At 70.8% G+C, this 15,218-nt stretch carries 15 protein-coding genes, 1 tRNA gene and 1 other RNA gene; 12 read left to right on the top strand and 5 right to left on the bottom strand.

Annotation, left to right across the window (positions count from 1 at the left end; genetic code table 11):
* Window positions 1–461 precede the first annotated feature (461 nt).
* Both NDW01_RS16955 and NDW01_RS16950 read right to left on the bottom strand, forming a co-directional pair.
* Window positions 462–549, bottom strand: a tRNA-Ser gene (locus NDW01_RS16955).
* Window positions 550–559: 10 nt separating this feature from the next.
* Window positions 560–901 (bottom strand): DUF952 domain-containing protein, encoded by a 342-nt coding sequence (locus tag NDW01_RS16950; RefSeq protein WP_252821627.1) that lies wholly within the window; start codon window positions 899–901, stop codon window positions 560–562.
* A gap of 50 nt (window positions 902–951) precedes the next feature.
* On the opposite strand from NDW01_RS16950, the gene ffs reads away from it, so the two are divergent.
* The 7 genes from ffs (at window position 952) to NDW01_RS16915 (ending at window position 7,694) form a co-directional block, all read left to right on the top strand.
* Window positions 952–1,048, top strand: an RNA gene (gene ffs, locus NDW01_RS16945) — signal recognition particle sRNA small type.
* 22 nt (window positions 1,049–1,070) lie between these two features.
* Window positions 1,071–3,170 carry a DNA polymerase III subunit gamma and tau gene (locus NDW01_RS16940; protein ID WP_252821624.1) on the top strand — a complete coding sequence of 700 codons (2,100 nt, stop codon included), beginning with the start codon at window positions 1,071–1,073 and terminating at the stop codon, window positions 3,168–3,170.
* A 215-nt stretch (window positions 3,171–3,385) separates the two neighbouring features.
* Window positions 3,386–3,742 carry a YbaB/EbfC family nucleoid-associated protein gene (locus NDW01_RS16935; protein WP_252821622.1) on the top strand — a complete coding sequence of 119 codons (357 nt, stop codon included), beginning with the start codon at window positions 3,386–3,388 and terminating at the stop codon, window positions 3,740–3,742.
* Between the two features lie 224 nt (window positions 3,743–3,966).
* Window positions 3,967–4,566, top strand: coding sequence for a recombination mediator RecR (recR, locus tag NDW01_RS16930; protein WP_252781197.1), 600 nt, complete (start codon window positions 3,967–3,969; stop codon window positions 4,564–4,566).
* Complete coding sequence (locus NDW01_RS16925; protein ID WP_252821620.1) at window positions 4,559–5,122, top strand: DUF5063 domain-containing protein; 564 nt, start codon at window positions 4,559–4,561, stop codon at window positions 5,120–5,122. Before recR ends, NDW01_RS16925 begins: the two co-directional genes overlap by 8 nt.
* A gap of 242 nt (window positions 5,123–5,364) precedes the next feature.
* Complete coding sequence (locus tag NDW01_RS16920; RefSeq protein WP_252781195.1) at window positions 5,365–6,633, top strand: aspartate kinase; 1,269 nt, start codon at window positions 5,365–5,367, stop codon at window positions 6,631–6,633.
* On the top strand, window positions 6,630–7,694 hold the full coding sequence (locus NDW01_RS16915; RefSeq protein ID WP_252821618.1) for an aspartate-semialdehyde dehydrogenase: 1,065 nt from the start codon (window positions 6,630–6,632) through the stop codon (window positions 7,692–7,694). The genes NDW01_RS16920 and NDW01_RS16915 overlap by 4 nt, the downstream gene beginning before the upstream one ends.
* A gap of 61 nt (window positions 7,695–7,755) precedes the next feature.
* Here NDW01_RS16915 and NDW01_RS16910 read toward each other — a convergent pair whose 3' ends face one another.
* On the bottom strand, window positions 7,756–8,406 hold the full coding sequence (locus tag NDW01_RS16910) for a hypothetical protein (RefSeq protein WP_252821616.1): 651 nt from the start codon (window positions 8,404–8,406) through the stop codon (window positions 7,756–7,758).
* A 226-nt stretch (window positions 8,407–8,632) separates the two neighbouring features.
* Between NDW01_RS16910 and NDW01_RS16905 the strand changes: the two genes are divergently transcribed.
* Window positions 8,633–9,295: a TetR/AcrR family transcriptional regulator gene (locus tag NDW01_RS16905; protein WP_252821614.1), complete on the top strand. Its 663-nt coding sequence runs from the start codon at window positions 8,633–8,635 to the stop codon at window positions 9,293–9,295.
* A 40-nt stretch (window positions 9,296–9,335) separates the two neighbouring features.
* On the opposite strand, the gene NDW01_RS16900 is transcribed toward NDW01_RS16905, so the two are convergent.
* Window positions 9,336–11,099 (bottom strand): S9 family peptidase, encoded by a 1,764-nt coding sequence (locus NDW01_RS16900; protein WP_252821612.1) that lies wholly within the window; start codon window positions 11,097–11,099, stop codon window positions 9,336–9,338.
* A gap of 12 nt (window positions 11,100–11,111) precedes the next feature.
* Complete coding sequence (locus tag NDW01_RS16895; RefSeq protein WP_252821610.1) at window positions 11,112–12,062, bottom strand: D-alanyl-D-alanine carboxypeptidase family protein; 951 nt, start codon at window positions 12,060–12,062, stop codon at window positions 11,112–11,114.
* A gap of 173 nt (window positions 12,063–12,235) precedes the next feature.
* On the opposite strand from NDW01_RS16895, the gene NDW01_RS16890 reads away from it, so the two are divergent.
* From NDW01_RS16890 to NDW01_RS16875, 4 genes are all read left to right on the top strand, one after another.
* The gene (locus tag NDW01_RS16890) at window positions 12,236–12,463 is read left to right on the top strand and encodes a hypothetical protein (RefSeq protein WP_252781188.1); all 228 of its coding nucleotides are present in this window, start codon (window positions 12,236–12,238) and stop codon (window positions 12,461–12,463) included.
* Window positions 12,464–12,497: 34 nt separating this feature from the next.
* Window positions 12,498–13,313: a PIG-L family deacetylase gene (locus NDW01_RS16885; RefSeq protein ID WP_252821608.1), complete on the top strand. Its 816-nt coding sequence runs from the start codon at window positions 12,498–12,500 to the stop codon at window positions 13,311–13,313.
* A 107-nt stretch (window positions 13,314–13,420) separates the two neighbouring features.
* Window positions 13,421–14,086 (top strand): nicotinamide riboside transporter PnuC, encoded by a 666-nt coding sequence (gene pnuC / locus NDW01_RS16880; RefSeq protein WP_252821606.1) that lies wholly within the window; start codon window positions 13,421–13,423, stop codon window positions 14,084–14,086.
* 19 nt (window positions 14,087–14,105) lie between these two features.
* Window positions 14,106–15,212: an AAA family ATPase gene (locus NDW01_RS16875; protein WP_252821604.1), complete on the top strand. Its 1,107-nt coding sequence runs from the start codon at window positions 14,106–14,108 to the stop codon at window positions 15,210–15,212.
* The last annotated feature ends 6 nt before the right edge of the window (window positions 15,213–15,218 follow it).

Genomic DNA, 15,218 nt, shown 5'->3' with positions numbered 1-15,218 from the left:
TGCCGAAAGACGTCTGGGTAGTCCGCCGAAGGTCTCCGCGCTCTAAGGGCTGGGCGAATGTCCACGGTCGCCCAGCCAAGTCACGGACGGGGAAGTGCGCGAGTGGGCTCAGGACCGTGGGAGCCGGGACTCGCCGACGACGAGACACTGAAGCGGCGGAGTCGACTCGCCAGATCCGTCAGAGACGACCTGGCTGCTCGGCCCGGCACCCGTGAGGCGGCGTCGCGGGCGGTGAAGTTGCGTTGGTGATCTTGATGGCGATCGGCTGGGCGGTCTCGGGTGCCAGGTCGCGGCGCCGGGGGTAGCGGATGTCTCCTCGCTGCGCCTGATGACCATCGGCAGCGTCACGGTCGCCGCCAGGTGCCGAGCCGCATGGAGGGCAACTGAGACTGAACTGAGACTAGAAGCAGTGAGGGCGGCACCCGTGGGTGCCGCCCTCATCGCGTTGTGCCTGGTCAGCGTGGCGGAGGATGCGAGATTCGAACTCGCGAGGGGTTGCCCCCAACACGCTTTCCAAGCGTGCGCCCTAGGCCACTAGGCGAATCCTCCGCGGCAGAGCCTACCGGTTCTCGGGCAGTGCGCGAACCTCGATAACCGCCTCGGGCGGGATCGGGCCGTAGATATGGGGGAAGACGTCGTCGCCGACGGACTCGTGGCGGACGTCCAGACGCGCCGGATCGATCACGAGGAGAACCAGATCGTCCAGGTCGGCGTAGAAGGCGCGCCGGACCTTGCTCACCTGGTCCTCGTCGCGGGAGGCGTGGATGAAGCCCTCCTCGGCCAGCGTACGGCCGCGGGTCGACACCTCGTACGGGCGTCCGGCGTCTCGCACGGCCTCCCACTGGGCCCGTTCGGCGATGTGGAAGATCGGTGCACGCGTGTCCCGCAGATCGCTCGCCATGAAGCCGAGCGTACGGGCCGAACCCGTGCCCCGGATGCCATAGACTCGGGTCAGACCCCTCGCACGGCGTCCATCCTGTGAACCTCCCCAGGGCCGGAAGGCAGCAAGGATAAGCAGGCTCTGACGGGTGTGCGGGGGGTCCTCTGCTTTTCGACGAGGACGGACCCCCATGAGTCTGGCTCTGTACCGCAAGTACCGGCCAGCGACGTTCGCCGAGCTCAAGGGGCAGGAGCACGTCGCCGAGCCGCTGCAGCAGGCGTTGCGCAACGGGCGCATCCATCACGCGTACCTCTTCAGCGGTCCGCGGGGCTGTGGCAAGACGTCGAGTGCGCGCATCCTCGCCCGCTCGCTGAACTGCGAGAAGGGCCCGACTCCCGAGCCGTGTGGCGAGTGCGAGTCGTGTGTGGCGCTCGGGCCGTCCGGGGCCGGCCACATCGACGTGATCGAGATCGACGCCGCGTCCCACGGTGGTGTGGACGACGCCCGTGATCTGCGGGAGCGCGCCTTCTTCGCGCCCGTGGCGGCGCGCTACAAGATCTACATCATCGACGAGGCGCACATGGTGACCCGTGAGGGGTTCAACGCGCTGCTGAAGCTCGTCGAGGAGCCGCCTCCGCACCTGAAGTTCATCTTCGCGACCACCGAGCCCGAGAAGGTCATCGGGACGATCCGGTCGCGTACGCACCACTACCCGTTCCGGCTGATCCCGCCGGGCACCGTCCGCGAGCTGCTCGAGGACATCCTGCAGAAGGAGGGCGTGCCGTACGAGCCGGCCGCGATCCCGCTGGTCGTCCGCGCCGGGGCCGGGTCCGCCCGTGACTCCGAGTCGATCCTCGACCAGCTGCTGGCGGGCGCGGGCGAGGAGGGCATCACCTACGCCCGCGCGGTGTCCCTGCTGGGCTACACCGACTCGTCCATGCTGGACCAGGTCGTGGACGCCGTGGCGTCGCGGGACGGGGCGGCGGTGTTCGCCGCGATCGACCGGGTCATGGAGGGCGGGCAGGATCCGCGGCGGTTCGCCGCCGACCTGCTGGAGCGGTTCCGCGATCTGGTCATCCTGTCGAACATCCCCGACTCCGGCGCGACGGGTCTGCTGAACGTGCCGCCGGACGAGCTCGAGCGGATGCAGGCGCAGGCGTCCCGGCTGGGTCCGGCGGAGCTGACGCGCGCCGCCGACCTGCTGCACACGGGCCTCACGGAGATGCGCGGGGCGACGTCGCCGCGGCTGCTGCTCGAGCTGATCGGCGCCCGGATCCTGCTGCCGGCCGCGTACGACGACGAGGCGTCGCTGCTGACCCGCCTGGAGCGGCTGGAGCGCCGCGTCGCCATCGGCGGCCAGGCTCCGGTCCCGGCGGCTCCGGCTCCCGCCGCCTCCGTACCGCAGCACGCACAGCCATCCGCTCCCCAGAGTCCTCCCGCACCGCAGCCGGCCGCTCCGCGGGCCGAGGCGCCCGTCGAGGCCGCCCGGCCACGGCCGTCGAGCCCGCCCGCGCCGCAGACCCAGCCCGCGCCTCAGGCGCAGCCCGCGCAGCGCGAGGAGTCGCCCGGCGGGGCGCGCAGCACGGACTGGCCCGTGCCGGCCACCGCCTCCGGGTCGGCGCCGGTGTCGGGCCGGGCGTCCGCCGCCGACTGGCCGACACCCTCCACCGCGTCGTCGCCCGCTCCCACCGCGCCGTCGGCCGGGACGCCGAACGGGAACTCCGGAACGGCCGCGCCGTCCGGCGGGGTGGACGTGGCCGCGATCCGGCGGATGTGGGTGGACATCCTGGAGGCGGTCAAGCAGCGGAGCAAGGTCGCCTGGATCCTGATGGAGGGCGTGGAGGTCGCGTCGCTCGAGGGTCAGGTGCTCACGCTGGCGTTCGCGAACGACGGCAAGCGGCGAGGGTTCACGACCGGGGGCAAGGACGTCGTCCTCCGCGACGCGCTGAAGGAGATTCTCGGCGTCGACTGGCGCATCGACGCGATCCTCGCCGGTGGATCCGGCCAGGGGGCGCGGCCCGCGCCGCCGCCTCCGGACGCGGGCGGCTGGGGCGCTCCGGCGGTTTCGCCTCGCGAGCCTCGTACGCCGTCCCCATCCCCGTCCCCGTCCGCACCGGTCCCCCCGCCGCCGCCCACCCCGGTTCCGCCGCCGCCCGAGCCGGTGGACGAGGCGGATGAGGTCGATCCGGAGGGTGACGCGGACGCGGGGAGCGAGGCCGCGCTCACCGGCATGGCCCTGATCGAGCAGGTCCTCGGCGGAAAGGTGATCCAGGAGTTCGACAACACCTGACGTCCGGCGAAAAGCTCGGTAACGCCATGGTCATCCCGCCGTGAACGGTGCATCCTTCTCGGCCGATCGGCGGCTTCGCCGAGTCGTCCGTACGCGGCTCGCCGCCCGGTCAGGGGCGTTATGGGACGGCCGTACGGGTTGCCCGGAGCCGCATACCGGATCGGGGCCGGACCCCGTAGTCTCGTCTCAACGGACGATCGAACGAGGAGAGCACCGTGGAACCCGGTGGCCAGCCGAATATCCAGCAGATGCTGCAGCAGGCGCAGCGCATGCAGGAACAGTTCTTGAGCCTGCAGCACGAACTCGCCGAAACGGAGATCCAGGGCACCGCCGGCGGCGGATTGGTCACCGCGACCGTCAACGGGTCGAACGAGGTCGTCAAGATCGTGATCGATCCGGCCGCCATCGACCCGGAGGACCCGGCGGACACCGCGGAGACCATCGCGGACCTGGTGCTCGCGGCGATCCACAATGCGTCGGAAGAGGCCCAGACCCTCGTGCAGGAGAAGATGGGACCATTGACCGAGGGACTGGGCGGCGGCCTGGGCGGACTGGGCCTGCCCGGTATGTGACCCGACGCGGCGGATCCACCACCCGGCTGTGACGACCGTGGACCCGCCCTGCGCCGTGCGGGCGCGCTTCGATCGGGAGGTCTCGAAGCGCGTCCGGGACGTCACCCATGGCGGCGGTGCCGCATGGGAGCGCCCACCCGCTGTGAGCGGCCTCCACGAGAACGTCCAGTCATGACGGCGCTCCCCGAGCCGGTGAGCGCGTCGACGAGGAGAAGGGAGGGACCGTGTACGAAGGGGTTGTCCAGAACCTCATCGACGAGTTGGGCAGGCTGCCCGGCGTCGGGCCGAAGAGCGCGCAGCGGATCGCCTTCCACCTGCTCGCCGCGGATCCCGCCGACGTCACGCGGCTGACCGAGGCGCTGCGGGAGGTCAAGGACAAGGTCCGCTTCTGCAGCGTCTGCGGGAACGTCGCCGAGGCCGAGCAGTGCCGGATCTGCCGCGACGCCCGCCGCGACACCCACGTGATCTGCGTGGTCGAGGAGCCGAAGGACGTCGTCGCGATCGAGAAGACGCGGGAGTTCCGCGGGCGCTACCACGTGCTCGGCGGAGCGATCAGCCCCATCGAGGGCGTCGGCCCGGACGACCTGCGCATCCGGGAGCTCATGCAGCGCCTCGCCGACGGTGAGGTGACCGAGCTGATCCTGGCGACCGACCCCAACCTGGAAGGCGAGGCGACCGCCACCTATCTTGCCCGGCTCGTGAAACCGATGGGTCTCACCGTCACCCGGCTGGCCAGCGGACTGCCGGTGGGAGGCGACCTGGAATACGCCGACGAGGTCACGCTCGGTCGCGCGTTCGAAGGACGGAGGCTGCTCGATGTCTGAGAACAGCATCGCTGAGAACAGTAATTCAGAGCACAGCTGGCTGACGCTCGCCGACCGCGTGGCGAAGCACGCCGAGAACTACCTGACCGGCCTGAACGCCGTGGCGACCGGTGAGGCCGGTGGGCACACGGTGCCGTTGTTGCTGCTGGAGGTGTCGCAGATCGCGCTGGCCGGGGCGCAGCTCGGCGCCAGCACGGACGTGATCCTGCCGGACAACTGGGAGCCGGACGTCGGGGAGGACCCGGACCTGGACACGATCCGGCAGGGGCTGGCCGAGCGCCTGACCGCCGTCGACGAGTACGCCGAGATCTTCGACCCGTACAAGGACGCCGAGCCCACCGTTTACCGCCTGTCGGACGACCTGGTGGACGTTGCCAGCGACCTGGTCCACGGGCTTCGTCACTACAGCGCCGACCGCAAGCTCGAGGCACTGTGGTGGTGGCAGTACAGCTACTTCAACCACTGGGGCAACCACGCCGGCGCGGCCCTGCGCGCGCTGTACGCCGTCTCGGCGAGCGCCCGGCTGGACGTCATGGAGGAGCCCGTCGCGGGCTGAGCCCGGTGATCGGCGGCACGGACGGCCGGTCGCGGGATGACTCCGTGGCCGGCGGCCGGCCCTCCGGCCTTCCGGACCCGTCCTGGATCTCGTGACGACCGGCTCGTTTCGCGCAAGGTTTCCCGGCCGTTACACGACTTTCGGGAAATCTCGCATAGCGGGACAAATCACTCTGGGTATTGCGTTGACCTCGGTAGACTCGGCGTTCGACTGCCTGATCCCGATCCGAGGAGTGCACACGCGTGGCCCTAGTCGTGCAGAAGTACGGTGGCTCCTCCGTCGCCGACGCTGAGAGCATCAAGCGCGTCGCCCAGCGCATCGTCTCCACGAAGCAGGACGGGCACCACGTCGTCGTCGTGGTGTCCGCCATGGGCGACACGACGGACGAGCTCGTCGATCTCGCCAACCAGGTCAGCCCCCTTCCACCCGCGCGTGAGCTGGACATGCTGCTCACCTCCGGCGAGCGGATCTCCATGGCGCTGCTCGCCATGGCCATCGCCAACCTCGGACACGAGGCGCGGTCCTTCACCGGCTCCCAGGCCGGTGTGATCACGGACAGCACGCACGGCAAGGCGCGCATCATCGACGTGACGCCCAGCCGGATCCGCGACGCGATCGACGAGGGCTCGATCGCCATCGTCGCCGGCTTCCAGGGCGTCTCCCAGGATTCCAAGGACATCACGACGCTCGGCCGGGGCGGGTCCGACACGACGGCGGTGGCGCTGGCCGCCGCGCTCGGCGCGGACGTCTGCGAGATCTACACGGATGTCGACGGGATCTTCACCGCCGACCCGCGGATCGTCCCGGCGGCGCGCCGCATCCCGGACATCTCCTACGAGGAGATGATGGAGATGGCGGCGTGCGGCGCGAAGATCCTGCACCTGCGCTGTGTGGAGTACGCCCGGCGGTACGGCATGCCGATCCACGTGCGGTCGTCGTTCAGCAACAAGACCGGTACGTGGGTCAAGACCAGCATCGAGGGAAACCAGATGGAACAAGCGATCATCTCCGGTGTCGCGCACGACCGGAGCGAGGCCAAGATCACCGTGGTCGGGGTGCCCGACAAGGTCGGCGAGGCGGCGACGATCTTCTCGACGCTGGCCGACGCCGAGATCAACATCGACATGATCGTGCAGAACATCTCGGCCGCGGCGACCAACCGTACGGACATCTCCTTCACGCTGCCGCGTGCGGACGGCCAGGCCGCGATCAAGGCCCTCAACAAGATCAAGGACCAGATCGGGTTCGACTCGCTCCGCTACGACGACCAGATCGGCAAGGTCTCGCTGATCGGCGCGGGCATGCGCTCCCACCCCGGCGTCACCGCCAAGTTCTTCGGCTCGATCGCCGACGCGGGCGTCAACATCGAGATGATCTCCACCTCGGAGATCCGGATCTCGGTGGTCGTCGACCAGGACGACGTGGACGCCGCCGTCACCGCCGCCCACCACGCGTTCGACCTGGACGCCGACCAGGTGGAGGCCGTCGTCTACGGAGGTACCGGCCGATGAGCCGCAAGCCCACTCTCGCCCTCGTCGGCGCCACCGGCGCGGTCGGCACCGTCATGCGGGAGATCGTGTCGTCCCGTGAGGACGTCTACGGCGAGATCCGTCTCGTCGCCTCCGCGCGTTCCGCCGGCAGGCGGCTGCCCGTACGCGGCGAGGAGCTCGTCGTCCAGGAGCTGACCGCCGAGGTGTTCGACGGCGTCGACATCGCGATGTTCGACGTGCCGGACGAGGTGTCGAAGGTCTGGGTGCCGATCGCCGCCGAGCGCGGCGCGGTGGTCGTCGACAAGTCCGGCGCGTTCCGCATGGAGCCGGACGTACCGCTCGTCGTCCCCGAGGTGAACCCCGAGACCGTACGGAACCGGCCGCGGAACATCATCTCGACGCCGAACTGCACCACTCTGTCGATGATGGCCGCGATCGGCGCGCTGCACGCGGAGTACGGCCTGGACTCCCTCGTCGTCGCCTCGTACCAGGCGGTGTCCGGGGCGGGCGTGGCCGGCACGGAGCGGCTGTACGCGGAGATCGAGGCGGTCGCCGGCGACCGTACGCTCGGCCAGACGGCCGGTGACGTGCGCAAGGCGATCCAGAACCGCCTCGGCGACACCGAGTCGCCGTTCCCGGCGCCGATGGCGCTGAACGTCGTGCCGTGGGCGGGGTCGCTCAAGGACGGCGGCTGGGCGTCGGAGGAGCTCAAACTCCGCAACGAGTCCCGCAAGATCCTGGGCATCCCGGACCTGAAGGTCTCCGCCACGTGCGTACGGGTGCCGGTGATCACGACGCACTCGCTGGCCGTGCACGCGACGTTCGAGCGGCCGGTCACGGTCGAGGGCGCCCGCTCGATCCTGGAGGCCGCGCCGACCGTCGTCGTCATGGACGACCCGGCGAACGGCGTGTTCCCGACGCCCGCCGACGTGGTCGGCACGGACCCGACGTACGTCGGCCGGATCCGTCAGGCGATCGACTTCCCGAACACCCTGGACCTGTTCGTCTGCGGTGACAACCTGCGCAAGGGCGCCGCGCTGAACGCCGCGGAGATCGCCGAGCTGGTCGCCGCCGAGTTCTGATCGACCCGAGACGTCCCGGCGGTGCGGCGCACCGCCGGGACGCTCGTGTTTCACGGGAAACCTAGTCGTCCGCGTCGTCGTCATCGATCCCGGTGGGGCCGCCGTTCCCGTGGCCGCGGTCCGGGGTGTTCGGCCCCGGCGCGCCCACCGGACGGCCGGGTGCGTGACCCGCTCCCGGCCTGTCCGGCTGCTCCGCCTCGGGTCCGTCCTCGCCCCGTCCGGTCCGGTCCGGGTCCCGTCCGGGCGGCGTCCTGACGCCCTTGCGGCCGGGCAGAGCGTCCGGTGCCCCGCCGAACGTGATGTCCCAGTGGGACCGCTCGCGGGCGAACATCACCGGCCCGGGCGCGCGGTACTGCACCGCGCCGTCGCCCCGTGTCGGGACGCGCTCGAAGTGCTCCGGGATGTACCTGTCGAGGCACCGGTTGGGCAGGAGGTCGAGCTTGTAGCCGGCGCCGTGGCTGTAGCGTCCCGCCGCGTGGCCCGCCTCGGTACCGCCCGAGACGGTCAGGTGGCAGTGGCTGGCCTCCTTCAGCGCCAGCAGCCCGGCGAACGTCGCCGCCCGCAGCCCCTCGAACGAGGTGCACCGTGAATCGCCGCGCCGGGAGCAGTGGCCGCTGGAGACCCAGCGGACCCCCACCGCCCGCAACAGCGCTCCGGCCAGCCGCTGGTGCAGCAGGCCGGGCTGCGACGTCGGCGTGTGGGTGCGCGCCATGGCCGGACCGGCCATTAACGTGCAGAACCCCGCGGCGCAGCCGGCAATGACGGCGGTGCGTATCGACATGTAGCCCTCCCGTACTGTCGCATGCGCCAGTCGCAGCATTGATCGCGGCGAGCGCGACACTCCGGCAGGGGACGCGCCGCTTTCCGCAATCCACACGCAGTTCTGGCCTGTGGATGACGGACCCGGTTGGTCCCCGGAGAGTCGTACAGTGTCGCGTGTGGCCACACCGACCAAGTCCGAGCAGACGAGAGATCTGATCGCGAAGACCGCTCTGCGGCTGTTCCGCGAGCGTGGCTACGAGGCGACGACGATGCGGGCGATCGCCGCCGAGGCCGGCGTGTCCGTCGGCAACGCCTACTACTACTTCGCCTCGAAGGAAGAGCTGATCCAGCTCTACTACGAGCACTCCCAGGACGATCACACCGAGGCGTGCCGGGCCGTGCTGGCGCGGGAGCGGGAGTTCCGCGCGCGGCTGCTCGGGGTGGTCCGCGCCCGGATCGACACGCTGCAGCCGTACAAGGAGTTCGCGGGGAAGTTCTTCAAGTACGCGGCGGAGCCGACGAGCCCGCTCAGCCCCTTCAGCAAGGAGTCGGCGCCGATCCGCGAGGCCGCGGTCGCCGTCTACCGCGAGCTCGTGGACGGATCCACCCTCAAGGCCGACGCGGAGATCCGCGCCGACCTGCCCGAGCTGCTCTGGCTCTACAGCATGGGCGTGATCCTGCACTGGGTGTACGACAGCTCGCCGGGCGCGGCCAAGACCTATCGGCTGATCGAGCGCACCGTCCCGCTGATCGACCGCCTCGTCGGCCTCGCCCGGGTGCCCGGGATGCGGGGCATCGTCCGGGACGCCCTGGCCACCTACCGCGACCTGCGCCGGTGACGCGGGCGGCTCCGCCCGCGTCACCGGTCCGCAGGGCCGCTCAGGTCAGGTCGAGGTGCTTTCGGGCGAAGTCGATGGTCGCGGCGACCTGGCGGATGCGCTCTTCCACCACCAGGGAGCCGTGCCCGGCGTCGTACCGGTAGACCTCGTGCTCCTTGCCCAGCTCCTGGAGGCGGGCCAGGTAGTTGTCGATCTGGCGGATCGGGCAGCGCGGGTCGTTCTCGCCGGCCATGACCAGCACCGGTGCGGTGACCCGCTCGACGTAGGTGATCGGGGAGGACGCCTCGTACCGCTCGGGCACCTCGGCCGGTGAGCCGCCGAACAGCGACCGGTCGAACGCCTGCAGCGCCTCCATCTCGTCCTCGTAGGCCGCGACGTAGTCGGCCACCGGGACGATGCCGATCGCGACCGTCCAGTCCTCCGGCTGGGTCCCGATGCCGAGCAGGGTGATGAACCCGCCCCACGAGCCGCCGGTGAGGACGAGCCGCGCCGGGTCGGCCAGCCCGGAGGAGACCGCCCAGTCGCGGACGGCCTTGATGTCCTCCAGCTCGGTCAGGCCGGGGCGGCCCTCGATGGCGTCGCGCCAGGCGCTGCCGTAGCCGGTGGAGCCCCGGTAGTTGACGCGGACGACGGCGAATCCGTGGTCCACCCACGCGGCGGCGTCCGGCGAGAACGCGTCGGAGTCGTAGGCGGTCGGCCCGCCGTGAACGTCGAAGACCGTCGGGTACGGCCCCGGGCCCTCCGGCTTGGAGACCAGGGCGTGGATGTCACCACCCGGACCCGTGACCCAGGCGTCCTCGACCGGGACGGACTCGGGCGCGGGCGGGCCGGGCGGGGCGAGCACGACCTCGCCCGTCGTGGACCGGATCACGGGCGGGGACGCCGAGGACGACCAGGAGAACTCGACCGTGCCATCGGGACGCGCCGTGGCGCTGCCGATCACTCCGCGCGGCGTGTCGATCCGCGACAGGTCGCCGCTCGCCAGGTCGTACCGGTAGAGCTCGTCCCGCGCGTGGTGGGAGTGCGAGATGAGCAGCGCGGACCCGTCGGCGTACCAGTCCGCGCCGATCTCGCCGGGGAGGTCCAGCGTGATCTCCTGGACGTCGCCGCTCACCGGGTTCCAGATCAGCGGCTCGGGCTTGCCGCGACGCTCGTGCTCGACGAGCAGCCGCTGATCTCCGGGGACGGGCGAGAACGCCAGGCCGCCGAGCCCCTTGCCCGGGCCGTCCCACAGGTCGGCGACGGTCTCGCCGTCGGCCCGTACGACCCGCAGCGCCATGTGCCGGCTGTCGCCGTGCTCGCTGTGGTTGATCGCGATGAGCGACTCGTCCTTGGACAGGTCGATGGCGTAGGCGTCCTCGGCGTGGGAGTAGAGGACGTACGGGTCGGCCCCCGGACGGGACACGTGGATGGTCGTGCCGCCGTCCGTGGACCGGCCGATGACGGCGAGGCCGCTGGATCCCACCGAGAGCCCGGCGGGGTAGGAGGGCTCCAGGCCCGGAACGGCGGGCTCGTCCTGCCCGCCGCCGAACGCCTGGCGCTTCCACACCCCGAACTCGTCGCCGTCGGTGTCGGAGAACCACCAGATCCACTCACCGGTCGGCTCGATGCCGGCCATCCAGGTGCCGTTCGGCCGGTCGGTGACCTGCCTGCGGTCCCCGGTCGTACGGTCCCAGGCGTAGATCTCCCACGTGCCCGTGGCGTTCGAGCGGTACACCGACCGGTGCGGCGCGTCGTGCGCCCAGCCGGGCAGGCTCACCCGAGCGGCCCGGAAGCGGGCCTTCCAGCGTTCGTCGTCACCCATGGGTCAAGTGTGTCAGTCCGTCTGCGGACCCGCGGGCACGGACTGCAGGTGGAGCTGAGCGGACTTGGTGCCGTACGCCCAGTCGAGCATCTTGGCGGCGTCGGTGAAACGACGGTTCGGGTCGGTGGTCGTGCTGTTGAGGACGAGGCCGTAGATGGTGCGGCCGCCGCGCTTGGCCGCGAAGAGCAGGCAGTACCCGGCGGCGTCGGTGTGGCCGGTCTTGATGCCGATCGTGCCGCTGTACTGACCGAGCAGCAGGTTGGTGTTCGTCCAGCTGTAGGCGGCGTGGCTGCTGGTCTTGGACAGCTTGTAGGTCTTCTGCGCCACGATGGACCGGAACGTCGAGCTGGCCATCGCCTTCTTCGTCAGCTTGATGACGTTGCTCGGCGTGGAGTACCCCTCCTTCTTGGTGGAGGTGGGCAGGCCGTCGGCGGTCCGGAAGTAGGTGCTCGTCATGCCGAGCGACTTGGCGGTCTTGTTCATCTTGGCGAGGAATTTGGTCTGCCCGGGGCCGTACACGTCGGCGAGGGCGTACGCCGCGTCGCAGCCGGACGGCAGCATCATGCCGCTGAGCAGCTGCCGGACGGTCAGCTTGTCGCCGGTCTTCAGGCCGGCGGTCGAGGCGTCGTTGTTCTTGACGTGGTCGACGTAGGACTTCTTGATGGTCACCGTGCGGTCGAGGTTGCCGGCGCGGAGCACGACGAGCGCGGTCATGACCTTGGTCATGCTGCCGATCGGGCGCTTCGTGGTCGTGGCGCGTCCCCAGAGCTTCTTGCCCTTGGACGCGTCGTAGATGTAGGCGCCCTTGGCCGCGACGCCGGACGGCGCGGAGGCGGCGGTCACGACCCTTGCGGCGGTCGTACGGGACGGCGCGGCCGCGAGGGCGCTCGGGGCGGCCAGCGGAAGTGAGGAGATCAGTGCCCCCGCGACGGTGGCGGCGGCCAGGCGTGCGCTGCGACGCATGCGGACTCCTGAGGATTGTGGGGGGGAAAGCAAGCATGCTCGCAGTAGATCAATTCAGCTGCAAACAGGACTCGGGGGATCTATGGGCCGGATCCGGTCAGTCGGATACAGCGTGCGACGGCTGTTCCGCCCCTGATCGGGACGTTCACAACTTCCCGTCGTACCGTTGAGGGGTGACGCCGAGATCCTCGACAGAGCTCGCACTGAGGCCCGACGGCACCGGCGACGAGGAGGTCACACACGGCTACCCGCCGCCCGCCCGGCCCGCCGGGTCTACCGTGGTCGCCTACTGCGGCGTGGTCATGACCGTGCGCGGAGAGTCCACCTCCGCGCCTCCCCCGAACACCTGCGCCGAGTGCGCCAAGATCTGGCGGCGCCGTCGCCGCCGCCGCTCCCGCTGACCGAAGGGGCCCCGTTGCGTGCATGCTGGGGCCCATGGAATCCGAACTCACACTGATGGCCGTGCACGCCCACCCGGACGACGAGGTGATCGGCACGGGCGGCGTCTTCGCGCGGTACGCCGAGGAGGGCGTCCGTACGGTCCTGGTGACCTGCACGAACGGCGAACAGGGCGACGGCCCCGACGGGGTCAAGCCCGGTGAGCCGGGGCACGACCCGGCGGAGGTGAGCCGCTTCCGGCTGGAGGAGCTCCGCGAGTCGGTCGCGCACCTGGCCATCGGGCACGTCGAACTCCTCGGCTATCCCGACTCGGGCATGGCCGGCTGGGACTCCAACGCCGATGCCCGGGTGTTCGCCAACGTCCCCCTCGACGAGTCGGCGGGCCGGCTCGCCGAGCTGATGGAGCGGTACCGCCCCCAGGTCGTGGTGACCTACGACGAGAACGGCAACTACGGACACCCCGACCACATCCAGGCCCACCGGATCGCGGTCGCCGCCGCGGAGGCGACGGGAATCCCCCGCAAGCTCTACCACACCGCCATCTCCCGGGCCGGAATCGCCCAGATGATGGATCACCTGCGCAGCACCGGCGTCGACATGGGCGAGTTCGAGCTCCCGGAGGACTTCGGGACGCCGGATGAGGAGATCACCACCGTCGTCGACGTCTCCGCGTACTTCGAGCGCAAGCTGAAGGCCCTGAAGGCCCACGCCAGCCAGGGTGACACCGGCTTCATGCTGGGCATGCCCGACGAGGTGCAGCGTCAGGTGCTCGGCCGCGAGGACTTCGTGCGCCGCTTCAGCGCCGTTTCCGCCCCCGACAGGGAGGACGACCTGTTCGCCGGCCTCCGCTGACGGAGGTCTCGTTTCCCGCGAATTATGCCGGAATTGCCACCTCCTGCGATGAAAGTCCGGCCTGTAGGGTTCTGCTGGCCGTCGACTGATCACTGGAGCGTGCCGGATTGTCGCTGCACAGCCTGCTGGGTCCGTTGCTGGAACCCGCCGTCACACTCGGCGGCACGCCGACGAGCTGGGCCGAGGTCCTCGGGTTCGTCACCGGAGCGATCAACGTCTGGCTCGTCGTCCGCCAGCACATCGCGAACTGGCCGGTCGGCATCGCCAACGTCCTCCTGCTCGGCCTGATCTTCGTGGACGGCGGCCTGTACGCCGACGCGGGCCTGCAGGCCGTCTACGTCGTCCTGCAGGCGTGGGGCTGGTGGGAGTGGCTGTACGGCGGGCGGGACCGCGGTGAACGCGTCGTCCAGCGCACGTCCCGCGTCGAGTGGGCCGGGATCGCGGCCGCCGGTCTCGCGGCCACCGGCCTGCTGACGTGGGTGCTCGGCACCTGGACCGACTCGAACGTCCCCTTCTGGGACGCGCTGACCACCGCCGTCTCGCTGGCCGCGACGTACGGCCAGAGCCGCAAGCTGCTGGAGTCCTGGTGGCTGTGGATCGGCGCGGACCTGATCTACATCCCGCTGTACGCCTACAAGCACCTCTACCTGACCAGCGTGCTGTACGTCGTCTTCCTCGCGCTGTGCGTCGCCGGGCTGCTCGCCTGGCGGAAGGACTGGACGCGGCGGCGGACGGCGTCCGCGCCGGTGGCCTCCGCAGCACCTTGGTCATGAGGCCGACGAAGGAGGCCTCATGACCTACCGGCACGGGCTGGTCATCGGGAAGTTCTATCCGCCGCACGCGGGCCACCACCACCTGATCGACACGGCCGCGGCCGCCTGCGACCGCGTCACCGTCGTGGCCGCCGCCTCGACCGTGGAGAGCATTCCGCTGGCCCTGCGCGCGGCCTGGCTACGGGAGCGGCACCCCCAGCCGAACGTCGAGATCGTCCCGGTCATGGACGACGTCGAGGTCGACTACGACTCCGACGAGATCTGGGCGGCGCACGTCGCGGCGTTCCGTACGGGTCTGGAGGCGGCGTCCGGGCAGGGCGTCGGCGCGCTCGGCCTGCCGCCGGTGGACGCGGTGTTCAGCTCCGAGGCGTACGGCCCCGAACTCGCGCGCCGGTTCGCCGCCGCGCACGTCCCCGTCGACCCGCCGCGCGACCGGTTCCCGGTGAGCGGCACCGCCGTACGCCGGGACCCCGTCGCCTGCTGGGAGTGGCTCGCGCCCGCCGTACGCGCGTACCTGGCCCGGCGCGTCGTCGTCCTGGGCGCGGAGTCCTCGGGCACCACGACGCTCAGCCGGGCCCTGGCCGCGCACTACTCCGCCCGCGGCGGCGTCTGGGCGGCGACCCGGTGGGTCCCGGAGTACGGCCGCGTCTACTGCGAGGAGAAGCTGGCCGCCGCCCGGCGGACCGATCCGGGCCTGTGGATCGGCGACCTCGACTGGTCACCGGAGGAGTTCACGCTGATCGCCGAGCGGCACCTCGCCCTGGAGGACGCGGCCGCCCGCTCGGGGTCGCCGCTGCTGATCTGCGACACCGACGCGTTCGCCACGTCCCTGTGGCACGAGCGCTACCTCGGCGCCCTGTCTCCCGACGTCGAGCGCGTGCACGCCCGCGCCCGCCACGACCTGTGGATCCTCACGGACACCGCCGGCGTGCCCTTCGAACAGGACGGCTGGCGCGACGGCGAGTCGATCCGGGAACGGATGTCGGCGCGGTTCCGTGAAGAGCTCGACCGGCGCGCCCTGCCGTACGTCATCGTCACCGGGGCCCACGAGGACCGCCTCGCCACCGCCGTCGCCGCGATCGACGCCCTCCTGGACAAGGGCTGGACCTTCACCGCCCCGCTCTGACCGGCC

This window comes from Actinoallomurus soli (genome assembly GCF_024055715.1).
GTDB classification, from domain to species: Bacteria; Actinomycetota; Actinomycetes; order Streptosporangiales; family Streptosporangiaceae; genus Actinoallomurus; species Actinoallomurus soli.
Note: the sequence above shows the minus strand (reverse complement) of the source record. Positions and strands in the feature narration are given on the sequence as shown.

Bases quoted from the DNA above. Each gene is read 5' to 3' on its own strand.
- NDW01_RS16950 (WP_252821627.1), bottom strand. From the start codon at position 901: ATGGCGAGCGATCTGCGGGACACGCGTGCACCGATCTTCCACATCGCC.
- NDW01_RS16940 (WP_252821624.1), top strand. From the start codon at position 1,071: ATGAGTCTGGCTCTGTACCGCAAGTACCGGCCAGCGACGTTCGCCGAG.
- NDW01_RS16925 (WP_252821620.1), top strand. From the start codon at position 4,559: ATGTCTGAGAACAGCATCGCTGAGAACAGTAATTCAGAGCACAGCTGG.
- NDW01_RS16915 (WP_252821618.1), top strand. From the start codon at position 6,630: ATGAGCCGCAAGCCCACTCTCGCCCTCGTCGGCGCCACCGGCGCGGTC.
- NDW01_RS16910 (WP_252821616.1), bottom strand. From the start codon at position 8,406: ATGGCGCGCACCCACACGCCGACGTCGCAGCCCGGCCTGCTGCACCAG.
- NDW01_RS16900 (WP_252821612.1), bottom strand. From the start codon at position 11,099: ATGGGTGACGACGAACGCTGGAAGGCCCGCTTCCGGGCCGCTCGGGTG.
- NDW01_RS16895 (WP_252821610.1), bottom strand. From the start codon at position 12,062: ATGCGTCGCAGCGCACGCCTGGCCGCCGCCACCGTCGCGGGGGCACTG.
- NDW01_RS16885 (WP_252821608.1), top strand. From the start codon at position 12,498: ATGGAATCCGAACTCACACTGATGGCCGTGCACGCCCACCCGGACGAC.
- NDW01_RS16875 (WP_252821604.1), top strand. From the start codon at position 14,106: ATGACCTACCGGCACGGGCTGGTCATCGGGAAGTTCTATCCGCCGCAC.